Source organism: Blautia sp. OF03-15BH (assembly GCF_003463065.1).
In the GTDB taxonomy this organism is placed as follows: Bacteria; Bacillota; Clostridia; order Lachnospirales; family Lachnospiraceae; genus Limivivens.
Map to the genome: position 1 here is coordinate 23,953 of NZ_QSCM01000003.1, position 23,066 is coordinate 47,018.

General features: G+C 46.9%; 18 protein-coding genes, 3 tRNA genes and 1 pseudogene. 9 read left to right on the forward strand and 13 right to left on the reverse strand.

Annotated features, from left to right (window positions below; all coding sequences use genetic code 11):
• Positions 1 to 97: 97 nt before the first annotated feature.
• Positions 98 to 910: pseudogene (locus DXA57_RS04385) on the forward strand (IS1380 family transposase); the annotation flags it as partial.
• 111 nt (positions 911 to 1,021) lie between these two features.
• Here the strand turns inward: DXA57_RS04385 and DXA57_RS04390 are convergent.
• Positions 1,022 to 2,245 (reverse strand): sensor histidine kinase, encoded by a 1,224-nt coding sequence (locus tag DXA57_RS04390; protein ID WP_117765029.1) that lies wholly within the window; start codon positions 2,243 to 2,245, stop codon positions 1,022 to 1,024.
• Positions 2,242 to 2,982 (reverse strand): response regulator transcription factor, encoded by a 741-nt coding sequence (locus tag DXA57_RS04395; protein ID WP_117765031.1) that lies wholly within the window; start codon positions 2,980 to 2,982, stop codon positions 2,242 to 2,244. The genes DXA57_RS04390 and DXA57_RS04395 overlap by 4 nt, the downstream gene beginning before the upstream one ends.
• Positions 2,983 to 3,027: 45 nt before the next feature.
• On the opposite strand from DXA57_RS04395, the gene DXA57_RS04400 reads away from it, so the two are divergent.
• From DXA57_RS04400 to DXA57_RS04425, 6 genes are all read left to right on the forward strand, one after another.
• The gene (locus tag DXA57_RS04400; RefSeq protein WP_020435933.1) at positions 3,028 to 3,168 is read left to right on the forward strand and encodes a CD1871A family CXXC motif-containing protein; all 141 of its coding nucleotides are present in this window, start codon (positions 3,028 to 3,030) and stop codon (positions 3,166 to 3,168) included.
• Positions 3,161 to 4,051, forward strand: coding sequence for a 4Fe-4S binding protein (locus DXA57_RS04405; protein ID WP_055228228.1), 891 nt, complete (start codon positions 3,161 to 3,163; stop codon positions 4,049 to 4,051). The genes DXA57_RS04400 and DXA57_RS04405 overlap by 8 nt, the downstream gene beginning before the upstream one ends.
• A gap of 30 nt (positions 4,052 to 4,081) precedes the next feature.
• Positions 4,082 to 5,029, forward strand: coding sequence for a TlpA disulfide reductase family protein (locus DXA57_RS04410; RefSeq protein WP_117765033.1), 948 nt, complete (start codon positions 4,082 to 4,084; stop codon positions 5,027 to 5,029).
• Positions 5,030 to 5,327: 298 nt separating this feature from the next.
• Positions 5,328 to 5,399: transfer RNA gene (locus DXA57_RS04415), tRNA-Glu, on the forward strand.
• Between the two features lie 30 nt (positions 5,400 to 5,429).
• Positions 5,430 to 5,501: transfer RNA gene (locus tag DXA57_RS04420), tRNA-Glu, on the forward strand.
• Between the two features lie 30 nt (positions 5,502 to 5,531).
• A tRNA-Glu gene (locus DXA57_RS04425) sits at positions 5,532 to 5,603 on the forward strand.
• 67 nt (positions 5,604 to 5,670) lie between these two features.
• Here DXA57_RS04425 and DXA57_RS04430 read toward each other — a convergent pair.
• Genes DXA57_RS04430 through DXA57_RS04450 form a run of 5 tightly spaced genes read right to left on the reverse strand, consistent with a single transcriptional unit; the run spans position 5,671 to position 11,974 of the window.
• Entirely contained in the window at positions 5,671 to 6,300 is a 630-nt protein-coding gene (locus tag DXA57_RS04430; protein ID WP_117765035.1) for a response regulator transcription factor, read from the reverse strand.
• The gene (locus DXA57_RS04435; protein ID WP_117765037.1) at positions 6,279 to 7,619 is read right to left on the reverse strand and encodes a hypothetical protein; all 1,341 of its coding nucleotides are present in this window, start codon (positions 7,617 to 7,619) and stop codon (positions 6,279 to 6,281) included. The genes DXA57_RS04430 and DXA57_RS04435 overlap by 22 nt, the downstream gene beginning before the upstream one ends.
• Positions 7,616 to 9,274, reverse strand: coding sequence for a hypothetical protein (locus tag DXA57_RS04440; protein WP_147345655.1), 1,659 nt, complete (start codon positions 9,272 to 9,274; stop codon positions 7,616 to 7,618). The genes DXA57_RS04435 and DXA57_RS04440 overlap by 4 nt, the downstream gene beginning before the upstream one ends.
• Before the next feature lie 17 nt (positions 9,275 to 9,291).
• A complete protein-coding gene (locus DXA57_RS04445; RefSeq protein ID WP_117765041.1) occupies positions 9,292 to 11,055 on the reverse strand; it encodes a cobaltochelatase CobT-related protein in 1,764 nt (587 codons plus the stop codon).
• A 1-nt stretch (position 11,056) separates the two neighbouring features.
• Entirely contained in the window at positions 11,057 to 11,974 is a 918-nt protein-coding gene (locus DXA57_RS04450; RefSeq protein ID WP_117765043.1) for an AAA family ATPase, read from the reverse strand.
• A gap of 206 nt (positions 11,975 to 12,180) precedes the next feature.
• Between DXA57_RS04450 and DXA57_RS04455 the strand changes: the two genes are divergently transcribed.
• The gene (locus tag DXA57_RS04455; protein WP_117765045.1) at positions 12,181 to 13,029 is read left to right on the forward strand and encodes a PHP domain-containing protein; all 849 of its coding nucleotides are present in this window, start codon (positions 12,181 to 12,183) and stop codon (positions 13,027 to 13,029) included.
• A complete protein-coding gene (locus DXA57_RS04460; RefSeq protein WP_117765047.1) occupies positions 13,026 to 13,835 on the forward strand; it encodes a Cof-type HAD-IIB family hydrolase in 810 nt (269 codons plus the stop codon). The genes DXA57_RS04455 and DXA57_RS04460 overlap by 4 nt, the downstream gene beginning before the upstream one ends.
• A gap of 58 nt (positions 13,836 to 13,893) precedes the next feature.
• On the opposite strand, the gene DXA57_RS04465 is transcribed toward DXA57_RS04460, so the two are convergent.
• From DXA57_RS04465 to folK, 6 genes are all read right to left on the reverse strand, one after another.
• Complete coding sequence (locus tag DXA57_RS04465; protein ID WP_117765049.1) at positions 13,894 to 15,717, reverse strand: fibronectin type III domain-containing protein; 1,824 nt, start codon at positions 15,715 to 15,717, stop codon at positions 13,894 to 13,896.
• A gap of 313 nt (positions 15,718 to 16,030) precedes the next feature.
• Positions 16,031 to 18,172 carry an RNA degradosome polyphosphate kinase gene (locus DXA57_RS04470; protein WP_117765051.1) on the reverse strand — a complete coding sequence of 714 codons (2,142 nt, stop codon included), beginning with the start codon at positions 18,170 to 18,172 and terminating at the stop codon, positions 16,031 to 16,033.
• A gap of 15 nt (positions 18,173 to 18,187) precedes the next feature.
• On the reverse strand, positions 18,188 to 19,708 hold the full coding sequence (locus tag DXA57_RS04475) for a Ppx/GppA phosphatase family protein (protein WP_117765053.1): 1,521 nt from the start codon (positions 19,706 to 19,708) through the stop codon (positions 18,188 to 18,190).
• Between the two features lie 34 nt (positions 19,709 to 19,742).
• The gene (locus tag DXA57_RS04480; protein WP_117765055.1) at positions 19,743 to 21,044 is read right to left on the reverse strand and encodes an ATP-binding protein; all 1,302 of its coding nucleotides are present in this window, start codon (positions 21,042 to 21,044) and stop codon (positions 19,743 to 19,745) included.
• Between the two features lie 75 nt (positions 21,045 to 21,119).
• Complete coding sequence (pheA, locus tag DXA57_RS04485; RefSeq protein ID WP_117765057.1) at positions 21,120 to 22,250, reverse strand: prephenate dehydratase; 1,131 nt, start codon at positions 22,248 to 22,250, stop codon at positions 21,120 to 21,122.
• Positions 22,222 to 23,058: a 2-amino-4-hydroxy-6-hydroxymethyldihydropteridine diphosphokinase gene (gene folK / locus DXA57_RS04490; RefSeq protein ID WP_117765059.1), complete on the reverse strand. Its 837-nt coding sequence runs from the start codon at positions 23,056 to 23,058 to the stop codon at positions 22,222 to 22,224. Before folK ends, pheA begins: the two co-directional genes overlap by 29 nt.
• Positions 23,059 to 23,066: the final 8 nt, after the last annotated feature.

Consider the following 23,066-nt stretch of genomic DNA (forward strand, 5'->3'; position numbering starts at 1 on the left):
TTTTGCTTTTCACCTATTAAGTGAATAAAAAAAGAGCATCCATTTGTGGTAAAATTAAGGTGTCGAATCTCAAATAATACCAACAAAGGAGCCCTTTATGAGTATTGTAAACACCTTTTCACTTCAAAGCAATAGGCAAATTAAAATAAATTTTGATGGAGGCGATCTTTCCTCCGATGCAGGACTCCTTTTGATAAAAGAATTCGCCGCAAAGATCGGCTTTACAAAGCTGATCGAAAAAAAGTTTAAAACCAACGATAAGTCTATCCGGTTCCACAAGGACTATGAAAATCTATTACAGATGATCTATCAGGTCATCTCTGCATATTTTCATGATGACTGTGCGGATGAACTGACTCTGGATCCTGTTTTCAATATCATTCTTGATAAAGAAAGTCTAGCATCGCAGCCAACATTATCAAGATTTTTCAACCGTATGGATGAAGATACACTGATACAGTTTGATGACATTGATAAAAATCTCAGGGATACCATCTATTCCATAAAACGTCCGGAGCATGTGCTTCTGGATTTGGACAGCACTCTGTTTGACACTTATGGCAGGCAGGAAGGCGAAGGATTCAACTTTCATTACCAGGCACATGGATATCATCCATTCCTATGCTATGACGGACTGACTGGAGATCTGATAAAAGCGAAACTCCGCGATGGAACGCTCCATTGTAGCAATGGGGCAGATAAATTTATGGAATCTATTTTTCAGGAATACCTGGAAAGGGGCATTAAAACTTATCTTCGTGGGGACAACGGATTCTCTTCCCCAAAACTTTATGAAACCTGTGAGAGTAATGGCTGCTCCTATGCTATCCGTTTAAAACAGAATCCCGCACTCATTGCCCTGGCTTCAGATAAAGAGGAAGATTTGTACCAAGCCACTCAAAAGGATCAGGGGATGATTCGATTGAATTCAAGGAAACTGTTTCAAGGCTTTACAGTATTGAGCATTTTTATATGCTCATGAATAATTCAGGTTAAGTAATGATAAAGTATTTTTATTCTTCTATTCTATCCCCATTCTCACTTCAAATGTTGTTCCGCCCTGCTCATTTCCGCGAACCTCAATCTTTCCGTCATGCACCCGCACGATTTCACGCACCATCGCAAGTCCAAGACCTACCCCTCCAAGCTCACGGCTTCTGGACTTATCTACCCGGAAAAACGGTTCAAAGATCTGTTCCCGGAATGACTCGTCAATTCCATTCCCTGTATCCGCAACTGTCAGGACAACTTCATCCTTCTCTCTCTTTGCCGATACCGTAACCCTTCCATCTGTTCGATTATATTTAATCGCATTTTCAACGAGATTATAAATCATCCGATAGATCAGAATATCACTTCCTGTCAGAATCAGTTCATCCTCTGGCTTTTCGTTATTGTTCACACTACATGCGACCAGCAACGACTCTTCTGTTCCATCTGATCTTCCATCCGACGAATTCTGTGCCTTCTGTAACAGTTCAATATTCTTTTCCTGTGCCAGTGGTTCCAGATCCGTCAGCACTTCCTCTATCAATCCCTGAATCTCGATCTTTTCATTACGTGCCACCGTTTGTAATTCACTCATATCCAAGAGTGTTCTGACAAGCTTGCTAAGACGTTCATTCTGCTCCGTCACCATCTGGATGGTTTCTTCTGCCGCATCTCCACTCTCCGGATGTTCTGTTGTATGATAAAGATCTAGTTGTGCTTGGATTAATGCTAAAGGAGTTCGTAGCTCATGTGCTGCATTTCCTGTAAACTGACGCTGTGTCTCAAATGATTCCGAAAGTCGCAAAAGCATCTTGTTATAAGAAGTACGAAGTCGGTCTAATTCTGCGATTCTATTCTCTTCAATCGTATAATCCGCCAGATTCTGTGCCTGAACCTTTTCTACTGTCTCTGAAAATTCTTTGAGTGGTTTTAATGCCCTGCCGCTGACAAAAAATGTAACTGCACCACCAATCAGTGCCACGACAGCAGTAATCAAAAGACTTCTGTTTCTATAATCTGATTTCGAATTATAAACCTTCGTAGCAAACTGCGCTGCAAAGTCATCCCACTCATTATCCGGAATATCAATATACATTGCCTCCGGTACGGCGCTTTGATCCGTAACAGTCTCCTGAAGCGTATCGAAATAATAAATTCCGTTTTTATATAAGAAGAATGTAAGACATCCACACAATACGGTAATCAACACCGTCGTAAGAATCGTCAGTCTCCACTGGAGTGATATTTTTTTCATGCTTTACCACCACCTCCTATCTTATACCCCTCACCAATCTTATTCACGATCGGATCATAACCAAGCCCGGCTTTCAGTTTCTTTCTCAGAGAAGACATATGCACTCGGATCGAGCCGCTGAAACTATCCACAGAAGAATCCCAGACATGCTCGATCAGTTCTTCCTGACTGACCGGTCTTCCCTGATTCAAAAGAAGATACTCTAGAATTCCATTCTCTTTTCTTGTCAATGCAACCGGCTTGTCTTTTGCATATGCAGTCCTTTCTCTTGTATCAAAACGAAGACTGCCACATTCCAGACAGACATTTTTTTGTACAAACTTTCTTCTTGTCAGACTTCGCACACGGGCTTCCAGCTCTTGCAGATGAAAGGGTTTTTCCATATAATCATTTGCCCCCGCATCAAGACCGTCAACCTTATCAGCGATCTGACTTCTCGCAGACAGAATCAATACCTTTGTCTCTTCATTTTCCTTTCGAAGTTCCCGGAGAATATCCATCCCATCCATCCCCGGAAGGTTAAGATCAAGCACGATCAAATCATACATTTCCGCATAGATCATATCCAGTGCTTCCTCTCCGTCATTACACGTGTCTACCTCATAACCTGCCTGGTGCAGACTTTTCGCAATCATATCACACAATTTCTTCTCATCTTCAACAACCAATAATCTCAATTTATTTTTCTCCATTTTCTTAACAGGAATTTTACACCCTCTATTGTATAATGCAAACATCGAAAGGTCAATAAACGGACTTTAAACATTGAAAGGAGTATTTTAATGAAATCTGAAAAAGCAACACAAATTCTTTTACTTGCAGCCGGTTTGGTGTTTTTCCTTGTCGGGATTTTCCGCGGAGAAGCAGCGGTTGTACTTAGTAAGGCAATAAAATTATGTATGGAGTGTGTCGGAATTGGATAAGAAAATGAAATCAAACAAAAACTTTCTGGCCCGTTTCCGCGGATGGATTCAGGCAGCTGCTACACTGCTGACCAACATTCACATCCCGAATCTGTTTAAAGGGAAAATTTATCAGGGAAATGTAAAAACGATGTGCGTCCCGGGACTAAACTGTTACTCTTGTCCTGCCGCTACCGGAGCATGTCCGATCGGAGCATTTCAAGCCGTGGTCGGTTCTTCAAAATTCAAATTTACCTACTACATCACCGGATTTTTCATCCTGTTAGGTGTTCTGTTAGGACGGTTTATCTGTGGATTCCTCTGTCCGTTTGGATGGTTCCAGGATCTGCTGCATAAGATTCCGGGCAAGAAACTTTCCACCGCAAAACTGAAGCCTCTGCGGTATCTGAAATATGTGATTCTGGTCGTCTTTGTTATACTACTTCCGGCATTTGTAACCAATTCACTTGGTATGGGAGATCCTTTCTTCTGCAAATACATTTGCCCACAGGGCGTACTTGAAGGCGCAATTCCGCTGGCACTTGCCAACTCAGGAATCCGTGCCGCACTCGGACATTTATTTACATTTAAGTTCACAATCCTTGCGCTTTTCATCATCCTGAGCATCTTGTTTTACCGCCCATTTTGTAAATGGATCTGCCCGCTGGGTGCTATTTACTCACTGTTTAACAAGGTATCTTTTCTTAAGATTCAGGTTGATCATGAGAAATGTGTTGGCTGCCAGAAATGTAGTCGTGTCTGTAAGATGGATGTCAATGTAGTAGACACACCAAACCATCCGGAATGTATCCGATGCGGAGAATGTATGAAAGCCTGTCCGACTGATGCAATCTGCTATCATTACGGATTTTCAACTAAGAAACAGGCTGAAAATAAAAACTAATAAAACGTAATTTAAAGGAGATTTAAAATCATGAAAAACAAAACACTTAGAACAAACTCAATGAAATTAAAAAAGGTAATTGCTGCATCCCTTGCCATTTCTGTACTTTTTGCGTTTACAGGCTGCGGAAATTCCTCCACAACAGACAATACAAACACAAAACAGGAATCTTCTTCCACAACAGAAACGGGCAGCGCAGACGAGCTGAACGAAAAACGGAATGACCTTTACCAGCAGGAAAACCAGCTTTTTGCTGATCACAAAGATGCATGGGACAAAGCCTTTGGTCTTATGAACAAGAACGCTGCCGGTGATGACAAGAGCGGAAACTATGCTGATACCCTCGCAAGCACAGTGGAATCTAACAAAGACTCTTTCTCTAAAGAAGAATATGAAACTCTGTGCAAAGACATCGAGACAATCCGCGGAATTGAAGAAGAAATTGCCAAGCTTGAGAAAGAGATTGCTGCATCCGATTCCTCTGACAGCTCTTCCTCCAAATCAAACGAATCCACAGCTGTATTCAAAGGTTTCAAAGGAAAAGATCTGGATGGAAACGATGTAGATGACAGTCTTTTCGCTAAAAATAAAGTTACAGTTGTAAATTTCTGGTTCAGTGGATGCAAGCCATGTGTCGAAGAGCTCTCTAAGCTGAATGAATTAAATGAGAAACTCAAAGAAATGGGTGGCGAAGTTGTTGGTATCAACATGGATACTTTAGACAACAATGAAGCCGGAATCAAAGAGGCAAAAGAAATCCTGAAAGCTCAGGGTGCTTCCTACAAGAACCTGACTTTCGATTCTAATTCAACAGTTGGAGACTATGCTGGAAATGGAAACATCATGGCATTTCCTACAACCGTTCTTGTAGATAAAGACGGAAATATCGTTGGGGAACCTTTCATGGGTGGCATTGACGATCAGTCAAACTACGATCAGCTGATGAAGCAGATTCAGTCCGTACTGGATCAGAAATAATTTACATAAATATCCTAGTGTACACTAATTTTAAGGCAGACGAAAGTCTGTCTTAAAGTCGCGCCTGACAGTTAATATAAATTTTTTTGAACATGGTATATTTTTGTTTTCCTTTGATTATCACATCCTTTTCTTAAATATATACACAATTTTTACTATTCATGATAAGCTTAACTAAGTGACATTGGTTCTGAACTGTTACGGAATTTTCATAAAAATGCGACTTTCAAAAAAAATTCAAAAATTTTCAAAAAAGTGCTTGACATTTTTCAGTCCATAGGTTAGGATATGGCAGTAAGGTTCGTTGGTCAAGCGGTTAAGACGCCGCCCTCTCACGGCGGAAACAGGAGTTCGATTCTCCTACGAACTGCTCTTTATCTGAATATTATTTTGTTATTATGGTTCGTTGGTCAAGCGGTTAAGACGCCGCCCTCTCACGGCGGAAACAGGAGTTCGATTCTCCTACGAACTGCTCTTTATCTGAATATTATTTTGTTATTATGGTTCGTTGGTCAAGCGGTTAAGACGCCGCCCTCTCACGGCGGAAACAGGAGTTCGATTCTCCTACGAACTGTTTGAAAAAGCATCCGAGCATTTCGGATGCTTTTTTTGTATCATCCCGGCTTCGGGATCGCGATATCTCAATACCCTTTTATCACGATCCCGCTTTCTCTTGCCACAACAGCCAGCTGGGTCCGGGATTTGAATCCCGTTTTCTCCAGCATCTGTTTGATATATTTCCGGACCGTCCAGACAGAAAGATGAAGATTCTTTCCAATCTCCTCATCGGTGTCTCCTGCCGTCAGTTCCCGCAAAATGCTCAATTCCTGTTTTGTAAATTCTGTACTGAAACAATTGCCGATCTTCTGCTTCGCCGGAGAATCCGGATAAACCTGTTCCCCTTCCATGGTTCTGTTGATCACAGACATGATTTTTTCTTCGGATGGTTCCTTGTACCAGAAGCTGTCCACCCCTGCCCGACGGGCGCGTTCGATAAAATCACATTCCGGCTGACTGGTCACGATCAGGATTTTTATCCCCGGATGATTCTTTTTGATTTTTTCCGCTGCATCCAGACCGCTGGCATGCAAAGCCGTACACACATCCATAAGGATCAGGTCTATCTGCTTTGTCAGGCAGTAGAGCTCCGCCATTGCCGCACTTTCCACAGAACCTGCCACCTTATATTTTTCACTGTTTTTCAGATAAATTTCAAATAATGTCCTGGCCATCGGATCGTCTTCCACGATCAGGACCTGTATCGGTAACATACCTCTCTCCCCCCTTTTTTCGGCAGTAAAACAGACAGACAAAATTCCGGAGTCGTCAGGATCTGCATGCTGCCGCCGGCTTCTTCCAGACGGATACGCAAGGCACCAAGTCCCCCGCCCTCCCGGACAGGAAGCGTGGGATTTTTCCCGTTGTTGAAAAAACAGACCCGTATGTACCCATTTTCTTCTGTAAGCACGATCTTCAGCCGATCCGCTTCTCCGTGGCGGACGGCATTTGTCAAAGCTTCCACGGCAGCCATCAGAAGATATTCCTGTCGTACCGGATCCGCCGGTATCGATCCGGAAGTGATCACCTGCACGCCGGCATCCCCTGCTGCACGGACAAACTGCAGCCACTTATTTTCCGGCACTTCCGGCTCCGCTTCTTTTTTCAGGACCAGAACAACCGATTCCCAGCGCTTTAAAATATCCTGTTCGGTAAGCTCCGGTACCTTCTGGCAAATATACACCCGGGAAGCCAGCAGCGCCTGTCCGATTTCTTTATGGATCCGCATCTTTGTCTCCAGGAGCTCCCTGCTCCGCACATAACTCTCCATATTCTCACTGTACTGCCGCAGACGCCCGTTCATCCTCTTCAGCTCCAGATGTTTCTGATCCAGCTGCTCTAACAGGTGATAAAGCTCTGTGATATTCACAGCCGTCAGCTGAATGAGCTGTCTGCGGTCCGTATTTAAAACATCCCTCTGAAACGTCCATATTTCCTGATTTTCCAGGCAAAAACAGGGCTGTTCACCATATACGACCGCTCTTGCCTGTATCTGCCCTGTCTTTTTTGTGAGCTGTTCCCAGAAATGCCCGGCATCCTGAAGATCCTCTCCCGTCAGTTCAAAACAAAGCTGCTCCATTTTACGGTTCGCCAGCAGCACAAACCCTTCCGGTCTGGAAAAACAAAGACCGGTGGGAAGATTATCAAAGCTTTCTTTGATTGCCAGACGGTTCAGTGTAGTACGGCGATAAGCGAGCGTTTTCCATATGAGCACAACAGTCACAGTTCCAAGAAGTGTCAGCCCCAGAAGAGCACTCCATAAGGGCAGCTGGCTGATCTTGATCTCCCTCTCCCTCTGTTCTACCGTAGAAAAAAGCCTCATTTCCCGCTGTTTACTGAAGGCAGCTAAAAGGATCAGAACAATCCCGGTAACCAGAAAAAGAAACCAGCGGGACCAGAACAGTGTTTTCTTTTTCCGTCTCTTTTCCTTTGCCAACAGAAGACCGCCAAGCTGGATCAGGAAAAGACTGTACAAAACCATCAGGATCCCGCCGAACGCACCATAAGATAAAGAAAAAAGTGGTCTTGTCATCCTTTTCCTCCCTCCTTTTGCAGGATCAGCCAGTCAGCATCCGGTCCACAGGAAACGGAAAAGCAGCCGCCCGCATCGCTCCAGCGTTCCATAGCCAGGAATTCCGTACAGATCCTGCCATCCGACTGAAGTTTCAAAAAAAGACTGTCATTTTCCGCCCGCAGCCAGATCATCACCGCTCCTGCATCAGCCAGAAGCTGCTGAAAGATCTGCTGCACCACATCGTATAAAAGGATCAGTTCCCCGGCAGCTGTTTTTCCGCTGCAATGGCTTTCAAAAGAACAGAACAGATTGCACAGCCGCATACTTTCCAGCGATTCTGAAATACAAAATTCCAGCTCCTTTGTCGAAGTCTGCTTTTCACTTTCTGCCAGAAGACACAGATTACTCCGCCGTTTCATATAGGCACTCAGCACACAGATCTTCGCGATCCGCTGTCTGCCTGTCACCCGGTCACTTTTCAAAAGCCCTTCCAAAAGATCCAGCTGTTCTTTCATATCACAGGTAAGCTGATCGTAAAGACGGTTCTGTTCATCGATCTGGAGCTGTGCTTCACGAAGCTTCATCTCGGCATCCAGAAGATCGTTCTCTTCTCTGAGACGGTCATTGGTTTCTTCCAGTTTGTGCGTATACCTGAGCACTTCCTCGACATTTTCCCACCAGAAAATCCTGCCGTTGGCAATATCCGCACAGTTCAGCCTTCTGTTTTCCAGGATAATCCCTTTATTTTCCGGATCCTCCATCCGGCTTCTGGCATTTTCATCCATTTTTTCCACCTGACGGGAAGTATAACAGACCATCCCGTTTTTATCCAGGATCTGTGCTTCCATCAGTGCCGATGCAAACAACATTCCATAACCGGAATTGGAACGGATCAGACCGCTTTGGATGCAGGCTTCCAGAAGAACCACGATAAACATACAGTCTACCGCAACCAGATCCATCCGGATGATCTTAAGGCAGTACAAAACTGAAAGAAAAACATTGGCCAGCAGCACAAAAAGAGGCAGTTTCTGAAGCCACCGTTTCCCGGGAGCCCGGCATTTAAAAAGCAGCATCACGATAAAATACAGGCTGAGGAGCAGACACCATGCCATAACAAAATAGTAACCGGTCTCATAGGAATAAACACTTCCGGAATATCTTCCCTCCGGGAAAGAAAATACCTGCTGATGAAATCCATTGCTGAACACAAGACCGATCAGAAAAAAGGCCGGAAGATAAAGGAGCCTCCACATTCCCGGAAGACGGTATGTCTCTTTTTTTCCCAGATACTGCACCAGAAAAACGCCGAGCAGAGGGATCAGGATCATCGGAATGTAATAGGCATACCAGAGATACTGGTTCTGCCAGCTGTCTTCGAAAAAAAACATCCATTTTACGGTGCGGATATACAGCCAGAAGATCAAAAGCCCCCCGATCGCCATCAGATAACCGCGGATCCTGTCCTGTATGATACGTGCGTTCACCGAAAGGATCCAGCAGAAAATCAGCCCGGCATGTACCAGATGCCTGCTGAGACTCAGAACGGTTTTTCCCAGCGGATCGTAGATCCGGCGTTCCCATTCCCTGGCATAATAGGCATACACCAGGAGACATAAAACCACACATAGGCTCCCTACGGATTGATTGAGCCTGATTTTTCTGTTTTCCACTGCCTCCCCCCTCTTTCTTATGCATTCAGCACCTGTTTTTTGAGATAAACCCCTGTCACGCGGGAGAAATTCCGGATGTCTTTGATGTAGGCAAAATCTTTTCCGAAAATCTTCTGCTCTGCCAGAAGATCTTTCTCCGTCCCTGCAAAGACACCAAGGACTGCGATCCCCTGGTTACGAAGCTTCCGGATCTCTGTCGCCGTATCTTTGATGGCATAATCTCCGAAATACGGCGTCGGATTTTTGCTGCCCGGACGGTTGACAATGATATCGTTGGGGCGGCCGTCACTTAAAACGATGAGGATCTTCTGATCCTCCGGCCGGTTCAACAGGGCATTCCCAGCCGTGCGGACAGCCAGTCCGTCCCTGTTGTTTGCTGACGCATAAAATTCAAAAATCCGGCTGTTTGCCTCCCGTCCCTCATCAAAATCCCGGAAACGGCGCATCACCGTATAATCCCAGAAGCTGCAGAAACCGAATACACTGTGAGGGATCCCCGCCTGACTCAGCGCTTCACTCAGGATATACCCCTGAAGTGCCACCCGGCTGGTACGGTCCCGCTGGGAACCACTGGCATCGATAAGGACTTCCACAACAAAATCCGAATTTTCCTTTTTGATCTCCAGATCAAAGAGTTTCCCTCCTGAAGTTCTTCCAACCTTCCAGAGACGGTTCGGCACAATCCTGCCATATTCCGAAGCATAGATCTCCTCTTCATTCCGCGTCATCAGGGCATGATTCAGGATCTCTGTCAGAACTTCAATATTCTGGCGTGTCACTCTCCGGTTCTGATGCAGAAAGCGGCGGTTCATCTCTGCCGTCCGCTTCGCAAGCTCGTACTGGGCATTGACCTTTACCGGTTCCGCAAGGATCCCGTCCGTAAAATACAGACTGCAGTCCGCATGCGCCCCCCGGCAAAGCTTCTGATCGATCCGCTGCTGCTCAAGCTCATTAAGATAAGAACGGCCATAGTTCAATTCCATATAGGAATACATTTTTTCCACAGCCTCTTCATCCAGGAGCACCACTCCGCCCCTGGTTTTTTCTTTTTCCTGTTCCTCCTCTTCCGAAAGACTGGTAAGCTGATTCTGCATCTGCCTTAAGTATTCCTCCAGCCGGGCCTCTTCTGCCTCTTCCTTCAGATAATCCTGCCAGTCGTATTTCTTCAGATCTGCCATGGAAACTGCCAGCACCTCCGCCAGAGTCCCATGCTCCTGTTCAAACTTCCGATCCACGGCCGAGTTATAAATACCGTCCACACAGCGAATGATCTCCAGCGTATCTTTCGTATCCTTTAAAGCCTCAACCCGATCCAGCTCCCGGCGGATCTTTTGTTCCCCTGCCGGATCTCCGGTCAGAGCCCTGCGAAGATAGGCAAGCTTCAGCCTGCCGGCAAAAGATGCATTCAATCTGCCAAAATCCCGTTCCAGGATCTCCTCAAAGGCTCTTTTCCGGATATCGGGCACCCCGGGTCGTTCCGCTGCCACTTTTGAAAAAGAAGCCTCATCCAGGCAAAGCTGAGCGATCCCCATAAGCTGACCTTCGTCCGCACCAAGATAGATCTTTTTCACCAGGTAAAGACCAAATGCCTCCGTATCAAAGAAACGGGCAAAGGCTCCCTGTTTGATGGCATCATAAAGGGAGATTTCTTTCGCTTTCTGAAAAGAATCAATATCCAGTTCGCAGGAAAGATCATAATCACCGCTGACCGTCCAGAGAAGATTACGGATCCGTGTCTCTGCTGCCAGACGGTCTTCTCCATAAAGTTCTTCCTTATCCATATCAAAATACCTCAGATGCACTCCAGCTTTCCGGGATACGGGTCCGGACAATATCCTCTACCATCTCCCGCTCAAAAAGGTCAAAGTTTTTATTTGTGATTCCCATAGCAACTGCCAGTGAAGGTTTTAAACCGCCGCTGATCAGCTTCAAAGCCGCCAGCATGCCGCGAAGGTCAATGGCTTTCGTCGAAATCTCACTGTTATCCGCTTTTTTCTGGAGATCCAGAAAAAGACCGGAAAACTGTTTTTCTGCTTCTTGTTTAAGCCGCGGAAAGGCGGAATGAAAGATCTGTGAGAGCGTGTCTTCTGTAAGAGCCGGCATATAAATGACGAGAAATCTGGAAACCAGTGCCTCATTCAGTTCCTTTGTGCCGGCATAGCCATAGTTCATCGTACCAATAAAACGGGTTGCCGGGTGAAGATCGATCTTCTCATAACCCGGCACATCGATGATCCGCCGGTAGTCCAGTGTCGCATGAAGAACAGCCACAGCATCATTTTTTGCCATATTGATCTCATCAAGGATCCCAAAGCCGCCATATGCCGCGCATTGGTAGACGGGTCCTTTCCTGAGCGTCACTTCGTTATCCCGGAAGGTATCGGTACCAATGAGCGTACTGCTGTCTGTATTTACATGGAACGATACATTATAAACCGGACGGCCAAAGATCCAGGCCAGATTTTCCGCCAGGATATTTTTTCCGGTGGCTTTCGGACCGCAGAGCAGGATGTTTTCTCCTGCAAGGATTCCTGCCACCGCCATCTGGAGAATATCGGAGCCAAAGAAATGCATTTGCGGAGCTCCCACCCGCCGCTGTACCCGTTCCTCCACCGGGTAGGCAGCCCGAAATCCTTCCACATCCCGGATCAGGCTTTCCGGAAGGTTCTGTTCTCTTAAATACGCTAGGATCTGTTCCATTGTCTTCCCCTTTCACAACTGCTTTTCGCAACAGACCTCTTTTTTCATCTGCATGATCTGTCTTTTTCTATTATGTCATATTTTCCTTTGCATAACAAGCCTTTTACCGTCCGGATCGCTTTCTGAAAAGATATGCTTTCCATTTGCAATCTCCGGCATTTTCCATTATACTGAGAAGCAAAGGCATTTTTTAAGGAGGTTTTTTTATGAAACTGGTTGATCTTCATGTCCATTCCACCTGTTCTGACGGAACACTGACTCCTTCGGAACTGGTTTCACTTGCCAAAAAGACCGGCCTTTCTGCATTTGCCCTGACCGATCACGATACGGTGAAAGGACTTCCGGAAGCAATGGAAGCCGGAAAAAAAGAAGGCATCGAGGTCCTTCCCGGCATTGAATTTTCCACGGAATACAAGGGAAAAGATATTCATATCGTAGGACTTGAGTTTGATCCCGACAATCCTGTTTTTCTTACGGAGATCCGGCATTTTCAGGATTCCCGACTGTTACGCAACCGGAAAATGATCGAAAAGCTCCACGACGAGGGCGGAATCGATATTTCCTGGGAACAGATGCAGGAAGCCTTCGGCGAGGCAGTATGGACCAGAGCCCATTTTGCCCGCTATCTTCTGGATCATCATTACATCAAGACCATGCAGGAAGCTTTCACACGCTATGTAGGAGATACCTGTCCTTACTTTGTCCCGCGGGAAAAGGTCACTCCGGGACAGGCCGTCCGTCTGATCCGGAAAACCGGAGGAATCCCCGTTCTCGCCCACCCGCTTCAATACCATCTCTCTGATGAAGAGCTGCGGCATCTGGTCCGCACCCTGAAAAAGGACGGACTTATTGGTGTCGAAGCCCTTTACTCCACCCATACGCAGATGGATGAAAGCTATGTGCGGCGTCTGGCCCGGACCGAAGGCATCCTGATCTCCGGCGGTTCTGATTTCCACGGTTCCAACAAGCCAGCGATCTCTCTTGGCACAGGAAGAGGAAACCTGAAGATTTCTTATGATATTCTGACAAATTTACGGGAGGCTAGAAAGAAATGATCCTTTTCACTGATCTGGACGGAACGCTCCTGACGGATTCCAAAGAACTGACAAAAGAAAACCAGGACGCGATCCGGGAAGCGATCGAAGCCGGACACAAGGTCGTCATCAGCACCGGCCGGCCGCTTGCCGGGGCCACCGCGCAGGCCCATGCCCTCCATCTTGACGGAAAGGGCTGTTACATCATCTGCTTCAACGGCGGAGAAATCTATGACTGTGCAGCCCGGAAAAGCCTTTACCGGAAATGCGTTCCCTTTGATGAGGTCCGTTATGTCTTTGACCTCGCGCATAAAAGAGGCCTGCATATCCAGACTTACGACAGGAACCATGTGATCGGAGAAGAAAACCGCAAGGAGATCTTTGATTATTCCTCTGTTTACGGACTTCCGGCAAAGATCGTTCCCGACGTGATCTCCTGTCTCCCGGAGGAGCCCTGTAAAATGCTGGCGATCGATGAAGAAAACCACGAAAATCTGGTCCGTTTCCAGAAGGAACTGCTCCCCTGGGCAGAAGGGAAGCTGGATCTTTTCTTCTCCCATCCGATGCTCCTGGAACTGGTACCGACCGGTGTCTCAAAAGGAGCTGCCATCGGAATCCTCTGTGACTATCTTGGGATCCCCATTTCCGAAGCTGTAGCTGTCGGGGATGCCGAGAATGATATCCCCATGATCCGGGCCGCCGGTATCGGCGCCGTGATGTGTAACGGAGAAGCCCACACCTTGTCTTTTGCGGATTATGTGACCACAAACGATAACAACCACAGCGGGGTGGCGGAAGTCATCCATCGCTTTCTTCTTCGTAAATAGCAAAAAAACAACTCCGAAGCATTTGCTTCGGAGTCGTTTTTTATGAAAGGGGAATTTGTTATCTGATGGTGATCCTTCGTTCTACAATAGGACCATAGCCTGCTTTGTATCCCTTCTGGTTGTATGAGCGGATCCTGATCTTCATACTGTCACCGACCCAGTTTCCTTCCACGCCTGTTCTGAGAACAAAGCGGGTTCCTCTTCCCGGAAGCTCCTGGCCCCAGCCCAGGGACAGACCAAGGGTTCCCGGCAGCGTTCTGTTCAGATTGATCGTGATCGTATAGCCGGTAGAATAATACGTATGCCAAGCCCATTTACCAAAGGATTCCCGTTCCCATTTACGCTTTTTATTCAGTTTTACATTGCTGACCTGAATGGAACGGATATCCGGTCTTTCTCCCCGTCCGGTGCGGAAGTTCAGATATTTCGGACTTCCTTCCAGCCATTTTCCTTTGCTGTTTTTCGACAGTGCGACCAGTTTAAACTTATAAGCGGTGTTCGCTTTCAAACCTTTTAACTTAAAACGGTCCGGTTTTTTAATGGTGGTTTTCAGTTTCCACTTATTTCCGACCTTCTGATAGAAGCGAACCGGTGCTTTGCTGGAATATCCGCCATTGAACAACACATAATTGTGATAAATCTGATAGTTTGAAACATCAGGCGGTGCCGCTTTAAAGGTGAAATCTAACGGTTTGGATGCTTTTCCGTTTGATGAGGTAGCATAGACCTTTGCATAACCGGGATAATAACCGCCCGTTTTATAATTTACAGCTCTTGAAGTTGCTGTCACAGTAACCGTCTTGCTGTTCAGGCCAGTGGCATATTGGTCTAAACTGTCATTATAGTGGAAGTGTGAAGCTGAAGGACCTTTGATCACAAATTCTTTCAGCTTGTCATCTGCATTTGCCGGGATCGTCGTTGCTGTCAGATGTAATTTCGCCGGTTTTCTGCCGATCGCGTCCGTAAAAGTTCTCGTCTTCTCCCTGCAGGTCAGCTTCACGCCGGTTGCAAAGATATAGTCTCTTCCACTAAGCTCCAGATCATAAACAGCAGTAGAACCGCCGTAGAAGTTTGTTGCCCACAGAGCGATGACATAGTCACCCGGCTCCAGCAGGATCTGCTCTCTCTTGATTGCATCATAGATATACATCCGAATCAGAGCATCCTTCTCTGCCGCACTGGAATACAGGTACAGAGTCTGGTTACATGCACAGGATCCTTCTCCTCTGGAAAGCTGTATGTTCACAAAACGTCTTTTCTCTACATGGAAACGGAAATATCTTTTGGCGCCCGGATTGTCGGAAGTATTGTTTAACAGGCTTCCCGTGTATTTTCCGGTATTCTCGATGAGCTGCGCCTGCGCAAAGCTCTTTCCTCCCAGATCCTTTACCTCAGAGATCGTCGCTTTCACCACAAAGTACGTTCCGCCCTGATAATCACTGCGGAATTTCAGATCCAGTCTCGTACTTGCGAGCGGATTTAAATATCCACCGCCGGAAAGCGTTTTATTTCCCTGGTTATGATTCCACTGCAGGTCCGTCAGCTTGTTGTCCGGACTGCTTACGGATGTCCGTGCAAGCGTTTCCGTAATCTCCAGACGCATCGGTTTGCCCGTCTTGTTTACGATCGCCAGAGAACCTTCGCGTCCTTTGAGCTCTGCATTTCTAAAGGATACCGTATATTCTCCGGATTTACTGATCTCCAGTGTCTGATTCGCCAAGGCATCCAGCTCTTCTTCTTTCTTTATTTCGTCTTCTATGTCTCCCCATCCGTTGAATTCATCATCCTGTCTGGATGCCTGAACCTTACCAAAGCCTGGTATTGCAAAAAACAGCAAGGCGATCATCAGGAACAGTCCAACTATTTTTGTCTTTCTCTTCATAAACCTCTCCTCCTTCTTTTTCCTGTCTTGTCAGCTTTGACCTGTGGCAGACCTCCTTTGCACGTCCCCCTTTCCCTTGTCGCTTTTCCGTCTGCCGGATTCGCATACTTCTACTTTTTTTCTATTGTATCCCGTTCAAGGGACCGTGCCTATACTAATATTAGTACAACGATACCATGGAAAAAGGCCAAAGAGCCGTTCGTGCTTGCAGGATCTGTTTTTTAATCTTGGTCTTTAAAGCATAAAAATATGCCCCGTATCCGAAAACTCTGATTTTCAGATACGAGGCACTGCTATTTTATCGTTCTTTCACTCAATCCATCGGTTCTGCCGGCACAAACACTCTCTCGGAGTGCACCTCTGCGGGCATCTGTTCCTTTGCTCTTTCCATCGCCTCTTCACAGAAATATTCCTGCGCGCAGACGAGATTCTTTCCACGTTTGTCGATCTTCACATACGTTCCATCCGGCTGAAGGATCTGCGCTTTCACATTATCTGCCAGCTGGATATCAAGAATATGACGGATCTCTTTCATAATAGAAGCATCTTCCACCGGGAAGAGGATCTCTACCCGTTTATCCAGGTTTCTGGGCATCCAGTCCGCACTTCCCATATAGATCTCTTCCTGTCCGTTGTTCAGGAAATAGAAGATCCGGGCATGCTCCAGGAAATTTCCTACCAGGGAACGAACGCTGATATTTTCACTGATCCCTGGGATTCCCACCTTCAGACAGCAGATACCGCGAATGATGAGTTCTGTTTTTACCCCTGCTGCGGAAGCCTCATAAAGAGCCGCGATGACTTCCTTATCACAAAGAGAATTCATCTTTGCAATGATATGCGCCGGTTTTCCCTGTTTTGCATTACTGGTTTCCCTGCGGATCAGGCTGATGAATTTATTCCGGAGCCAGAGAGGCGCCAGACTCAGCTTGTTCCATTTTCTCGGCTCGGAATAACCGGACAGCATGTTAAAGACTGCTGTGGCATCCTCTCCGATCGGCTCTGAGCAGGTCAGAAGACCACAGTCTGTATAGAGTTTTGCCGTGGAATCGTTGTAGTTTCCGGTACCCAGATGTACATAACGGCGGATGCCATCCTCCTCCCGGCGGACCACCAGCGTGATCTTACTGTGTGTCTTTAATCCCACCAGACCATAGATAACATGACAGCCGGCCTTCTCCAGCATCTTCGCCCAGATGATGTTGTTTTCCTCATCGAAACGGGCCTTCAGTTCTACGAGAACGGAAACCTGCTTGCCATTCTCTGCCGCCTGCGCCAGAGCCGCTATGATCGGTGAATTGCCGCTGACGCGGTAAAGGGTCTGCTTGATCGCCAGGACATCCGGATCCTTAGCTGCCTGTTTCACGAAATTTACCACCGGATCAAAGGTCATATACGGATGATGAAGGAAAATATCTCCTTTTCGGATCTGTGTAAAGATATCGTCGTCATTCATCATAGCCGGCACGGGCTGCGGCTTATAGGAAGGATGCTTCAGATGGTCGAAGCCTTCCATTCCGTACATTTTCATAAGAAATGTCAGGTCCAGCGGACCGCCTACACGGAAAATATCCTCCCCCTGGATATGGAATTCTTTTTTCAGGATCTTTAAGAGCCGGGGATCCATGCTGTCCTGTACGCCCAGACGGATGACTTCTCCCCATTTTCTCATCTTCAGCTGTTTCTGGATCTCGTTTAAAAGATCCGCTGCCTCATCCTCATCGATGGTCAGATCCGCATTCCGGATGATCCGGTAAGGATCCGCACAGATCACATCATAGTTCAGGAAAAGCTGACCGATGTTCCGCTCAATGATCTCTTCAAGAAGGATCACCCGTTTTCCGCCATCCTTTCCATCCGGCAGATGTACCAAACGGGGCAGTACAGAAGGAACCTGTACGGTCGCAAAATCGACCTTTTTCTCCGGATCGTCTTTCTTGGCGATCAGAGCGCCGATATTCAGGGATTTATTCCGGATCAGTGGGAACGGACGGGAAGAATCCACAGCCATCGGTGTCAGCACCGGATAGACATTCTCCTCAAAATACCGGTCTGCAAAATCTCCCTGCTCTTTCGTCAGGTCTTCATGGCTTACCACAACCTCCAGTCCGTTCTGTTTCAGTGCCGGAAGCAGGGAACGGCTGTAGGTGGAATATTGCTGGTTTACCAGTTCATGTGCCTGCTTCAGGATCAGTTCCAGCTGTTCAGAAGCCGTAAGCCCTGCCAGATCCTTTTTTGTATAGCCCGCATGGACCATATCTTTCAAAGAGGCGACACGGATCATGAAAAATTCATCCAGGTTGGATTCTGTAATGCTTAAAAATTTCAAGCGTTCAAAAAGGGGCAGGTTTTTGTCTCTGGCTTCGCTTAAGACTCTCTCATTGAATTTGATCCAGCTCAGTTCCCGGTTGGTATAATACGCAGGATCCATATACATGCTTAATTCTTTTTCCATTTGTTTTGCCTCCTCTTACATCCGTTTTTTCTGGTGGATCGAGGTACGAATGCTGAACACCTCTTCGAAGAAAGCTGCTTTTTCTGCAAAGAGCCCCATCTCCAGAATGATGTCTTCCGGCGTATCCACCTGAATGATCAGTTCCTTCTCCTTTAAGCTGACTTTCACGTTTTCAAATTTCTGCTTATGGCTCCGGTCACAGGCATTGGCCACCCGAAGAATGGCCGTCAGCTTGGCTACCGTCAGATATTCCGAACGGTCCAGATCGGTCTCACGGCTCAGTTCCTCATAATACGGAAATTCCATGGTATTGAACTTGACCGCATAAGCAATGATCTCTCTCTCTTTTCTGGAAAGCCCGATGATCTCGGTCGCCATGATGATCTGGTAGGAGCAGTCTGCCGGATCACTGAGAGAAATGTACTTGCCGCAGCCGTGAAGGATCACGGCGATCTGAAGCAGGAGGCGTTCCCGGCTTCCCAGACCATGAACCTTTTTCATCCGGTCAAAGATCTGCAAACCCAGATTTTCCATGATTTTTACATGGCTCTTGCTGCACTGGTAGCGTTTGGCGATATTTCTGGCAGAGGCCAAGATGTCATCATCAAAATTATGGCCGGCCCGGATAATCCGGTTTCTCTGTGCGTAATCATATGCATTTCCGTCATTCAGGTTCAGGCCGGGCATCCAGATGCTCTCTGCTCCCATGGCAGAAATAAATTCGCTGCAGATGATGAGCGTGGGCACGATCAGAGAAATGCTCTCCTCCGGCAGATCAAACTGCTTCGCCGCAGCAGACGGCTCCGCATGGATCACACCGTCGTAGATCTTCTGAAACTCTTCAATGGAAAGGGATGCAGCCTTGGAAAGCCCCCCCAGATAATCTCCCACCAGGATCACATTGGAGATCTCTCTGTCTTTGACGTACATTTTTTTAAAATTCTGAAGCTCACTGCGGGTCATTTCCTGAACCAGTTCTTCGAAATGGCCATACATATGCTCCATAGCCGCCACCCGCTCCCGGATACGGAGATTTCCGATCCGGATATTCTGGGTCGCTACCAGGCTGTCCTTGTCAAAAAGAGAAACCTGAACACTGCCGCCTCCCACATCGAGGATTGCTGTGCCTTTTTCAATGATCCGGTTAAACTCATTGGCCTGGGCTGCGATGGACTTGTAATCCAGAAAACGCTGCTCTGCGTTATCCAGTACTTCGATCTTCAGGCCTGTCTTTTTCTCCAGATAATCCAGAAGGATCGTCCGGTTTTTCGCCTCCCGAATGGCACTGGTGGTATAAGCCCGGTAGGCATCTACCTTGTAGCTTTTCATGATGGAAATGAAATCATTCAGCACCAGACAGAGCTCTTCCAGCTTTTCTGTGCTGATCTTTCCGGTGGCATACGTGTCTTTTCCAAGCTCCAGCCGGCTGCGGATGCAGTCGATCTCTCGCATGCCTTTTCCTCTGGAAAGCTCAAAAATCTTTAATTCCATTTCCGATGAGCCGATATCTATGGCTCCAAACAATGTATACTGCATATAAATCCCCCTTTCTCTGAAAGCGGCAGGTTTTTCAGTTTTCCTTCTTCTGTCCGCAGAGGTAATCAATAAACTGCTGGGCGGTACGTCCGGAGAGGCCGCCATGACTCAGTTCCCACTGATTTGCCTGAAGAAGAAGCTCCTTCTCCGGCAGATCGATGTGATATTTTTCCGCCAGAGTCCGCACGATATTCTGAAATGCCTTCTTATCCGGTGCCCCGAAGTAAATCGTCACACCGAAGCGGTATACCAGAGAAAGCTTTTCCTGAACGGTGTCATTTGTATGAAGCTCCTCGTCCCTGTCTTCTTTATCCTTAAAGGTTTCTCTTACCAGATGACGCCGGTTGCTGGTGGCATAGATCAGGATATTGTCCGGCTTTCTCTCCAGACCTCCTTCAATAACTGCCTTCAGATATTTGTATTCGATCTCAAATTCTTCAAAAGAAAGATCATCCATATAAATGATAAAACGGTAATTTCTGTTCTTGATCTGAGCGATCACCTCGTTCAGATCCTGGAACTGATGCTTATAGACCTCGATGATCCGAAGCCCTCTGTCATAATATTCGTTCAGAATTCCCTTGATACTCGTGGATTTTCCGGTTCCTGCATCTCCAAAGAGAAGACAGTTGTTTGCCGGACGGCCCTCCACAAAGGCTTCTGTATTGTCAATGAGCTTTTTCTTTGCTGCCTCGTAGCCCACCAGATCATCCAGATGTACATGGGCGATCTTGGTGACCGGTACGATATGGACGCCCTCTTCATCATGGGCTACACGGAAGGCTTTGTGCAGGCCTAATTTTCCCACACCAAAATCCTTATAAAAACCGCTCATATCTTTTTTAAATTCATCAATGGAGGCTGTGTTTCCCAGACGGCGGCTCAGCTCACAGATCCGGTCCCGGATGCGCTTGTTGAACATTTTTCCCTGGTCGTCAGACCCCCGGTAATCTGCAATCATGGCATAGCAGGAGGTTTCCAGTGCTTTTTCCACAACTGCAAAATCAAAATCATACAGTTCTTTAAAAATCTCAAAGTCATGGTAGGCAAGTTCATTGATGCTGCCGCTGATCTCTCCACGGATCTCACTGGCTGTACTGAATACATTTTCATTGTTCACCAGAAGGTAGGTCAGATAGGTATGCCAGAGATTTCCTTCAAATCCATACGTGCCTGCCAGATCCACCAGACCGTGAATGCACTCATAGTAAAGGCTTCGAAGATCCTCCTCGTTGTAATATTCACTGCCTGCGTGGTCAAAGATCCAGGCCATATCCTCCAGGATCTGTCCCTGTTCAAAATTTCGGTATACGATCAGTTCATGTATCCTTGTCATAAATTTTTTCAAACTCCTCTTTTTGTCTTATCCCTGTGAACCGCTCTGCTGCCTGGCAGCTTTTTCAGTCCGGTGTCAGTAGTTTCCAAGAATCCGCATGTTATTTGCTTCCTCACGGATGCCGCGGAGTGCGTTTTTCACGCCGCCGTCGTTTAAATTTCCCTCAAAATCCACAAAGAAACGATACTCCCAGTTTCTTCCCGGAATAGGTCTGGACTCGATCTTCGTCATGTTCAGGTTGTTGTAGATAAAATGGGACAGGATGTTATAAAGGCTTCCGCTGACATGCGGTACTTCAAAAGAAATGCTGATCTTTTTGGCATCCCACCGGAAGATCCGCTGATTGGTCACAATGATGAACCGTGTAGAATTGGCCTCATTGTCGTAGATCTTGTCTGCCAGTATCTTCAGCCCGAATTTCTCACCGGCAAAAGCACTGGCAATGGCCGCCTGGGTTCTGTCTCCGTCTTCTTTTACCTTTTTGGCCGCCATGGCGGTATTTACCATGGGGATCTGCTTCCAGTCTCTGTGGCTTCCCAGATATTCCTTACACTGCGAAAGTGCCTGGCTGTGCGAATAAACCGTCTGGATGTCAGAAAGCTCCGCATCCGGAAGACCCAGAAGGTTGTGCTGGCAGCGGATCACCTGCTCGCCCACGATATAGTTTTCAAACTCCATGAGGAGATCGTACATATCGCTGACACTTCCCGCAGTGGAATTTTCAATCGGAAGGACAGCAAAATCTGCGGATCCTTCCGCAATGGCCTCCATGGCATCCCGCCAGTGTTCCACATGGAAGGAGGTGATATCCTCCTGGAAAAATGCTTTCATGGCTGCCTCACTGTAGGCTCCCTCTACCCCCTGGAAAACCACACGCACCCGTGATTTTTCAATTCCTTCAACAGCAATAAAGGGAAGGCGTCCTACCACACCATTTTTCGCCAGAAGCTGATACTGCAGTTTCCGGCTCATGGACATGATCTGCTGAAAAAGTTCTTCAATCCCGTGACGGTTGAAATCATTGTCTGCCAGTTCTGTCACTGCCTGGATCTTCTGTGCTTCCCTGGTGCGGTCAAACACCTTTTTTCCTGTGCTGATCTTGTATTCTGCCACCTCGGAACTGATCTTCATCCGTTTCTGAAAAAGATCTACGATCTCCCTGTCAATAGCATCGATCTCATTTCGCAGCTCCAATAAGTTCTCCATGTAATTCTCCTTTTAGCTCTTTCATTGTTTTTCCGTAAATGGGATGACGTTTATAGGGTGCGATCTCTGCCATGGGATCCACCACAAAATCACGGTTCTGCATATCGATATGCGGAATGGTCAGTTCCTCGGAATCCATCACCAGATCGTCATAAAAAATGATATCCAGATCCAGCGTTCTCGGTCCCCATCGAAGCACCCGTTCCCTTCCATGCTCCGCTTCTATGCGGTGGAGCTCCTCAAGAAGTTCTTCTGGAGTGAGAAGGGTCCGCACCTCCATGGCTCCGTTGAGGAAATCATCCTGCTCCACAACACCATACGGCTTGGTCACAATGAGGCTGGAGACTCTGGTCACTGTGGTGTCTTTGATGGTGCCTACCTCCTGAATGGCCTCCCGTACTGTCTTTTCCGTTTCTCCCATATTCGCTCCAACAGCGATGTAAGCTGTATGCCAGCTCCGCTCGATCTCTACGGAAACGGTATCTAACGGAAGATTGACCGGTGCCCAGGGCTTCTTGATCTCCAGATGGATCTTTTCCAGGCCTTTTGTTTGCAGAAGAAGCTCCCGGCACAGATTCTCGGCTGCCGCTTCCAGAAGCTTATAGGTATGGCTGCTCATATAATCCTTGATCTGATGGCTGATCTCGCCGTAATTGATGGATTTTTCCAGATCATCCGTCAGCCCTGCCGGTCTTGTATTGGTGTAAAGGGTCACGTCAAAGAGGAATTTCTGTCCCAGAAAGGTTTCTTCCGGATAAACACCGTGGTTGCAGTAAAGCTCCAGATCTCTGATATGTATCTTATCCATATAAACCT

Bases quoted from the DNA above. Each gene is read 5' to 3' on its own strand.
- DXA57_RS04390 (WP_117765029.1), bottom strand. From the start codon at position 2,245: ATGAAAAAAATATCACTCCAGTGGAGACTGACGATTCTTACGACGGTG.
- DXA57_RS04395 (WP_117765031.1), bottom strand. From the start codon at position 2,982: ATGTTTGCATTATACAATAGAGGGTGTAAAATTCCTGTTAAGAAAATG.
- DXA57_RS04400 (WP_020435933.1), top strand. From the start codon at position 3,028: ATGAAATCTGAAAAAGCAACACAAATTCTTTTACTTGCAGCCGGTTTG.
- DXA57_RS04410 (WP_117765033.1), top strand. From the start codon at position 4,082: ATGAAAAACAAAACACTTAGAACAAACTCAATGAAATTAAAAAAGGTA.
- DXA57_RS04430 (WP_117765035.1), bottom strand. From the start codon at position 6,300: ATGTTACCGATACAGGTCCTGATCGTGGAAGACGATCCGATGGCCAGG.
- DXA57_RS04435 (WP_117765037.1), bottom strand. From the start codon at position 7,619: ATGACAAGACCACTTTTTTCTTTATCTTATGGTGCGTTCGGCGGGATC.
- DXA57_RS04445 (WP_117765041.1), bottom strand. From the start codon at position 11,055: ATGGATAAGGAAGAACTTTATGGAGAAGACCGTCTGGCAGCAGAGACA.
- DXA57_RS04450 (WP_117765043.1), bottom strand. From the start codon at position 11,974: ATGGAACAGATCCTAGCGTATTTAAGAGAACAGAACCTTCCGGAAAGC.
- DXA57_RS04455 (WP_117765045.1), top strand. From the start codon at position 12,181: ATGAAACTGGTTGATCTTCATGTCCATTCCACCTGTTCTGACGGAACA.
- DXA57_RS04460 (WP_117765047.1), top strand. From the start codon at position 13,026: ATGATCCTTTTCACTGATCTGGACGGAACGCTCCTGACGGATTCCAAA.
- DXA57_RS04465 (WP_117765049.1), bottom strand. From the start codon at position 15,717: ATGAAGAGAAAGACAAAAATAGTTGGACTGTTCCTGATGATCGCCTTG.
- DXA57_RS04470 (WP_117765051.1), bottom strand. From the start codon at position 18,172: ATGGAAAAAGAATTAAGCATGTATATGGATCCTGCGTATTATACCAAC.
- DXA57_RS04475 (WP_117765053.1), bottom strand. From the start codon at position 19,708: ATGCAGTATACATTGTTTGGAGCCATAGATATCGGCTCATCGGAAATG.
- DXA57_RS04480 (WP_117765055.1), bottom strand. From the start codon at position 21,044: ATGACAAGGATACATGAACTGATCGTATACCGAAATTTTGAACAGGGA.
- pheA (WP_117765057.1), bottom strand. From the start codon at position 22,250: ATGGAGAACTTATTGGAGCTGCGAAATGAGATCGATGCTATTGACAGG.
- folK (WP_117765059.1), bottom strand. From the start codon at position 23,058: ATGGATAAGATACATATCAGAGATCTGGAGCTTTACTGCAACCACGGT.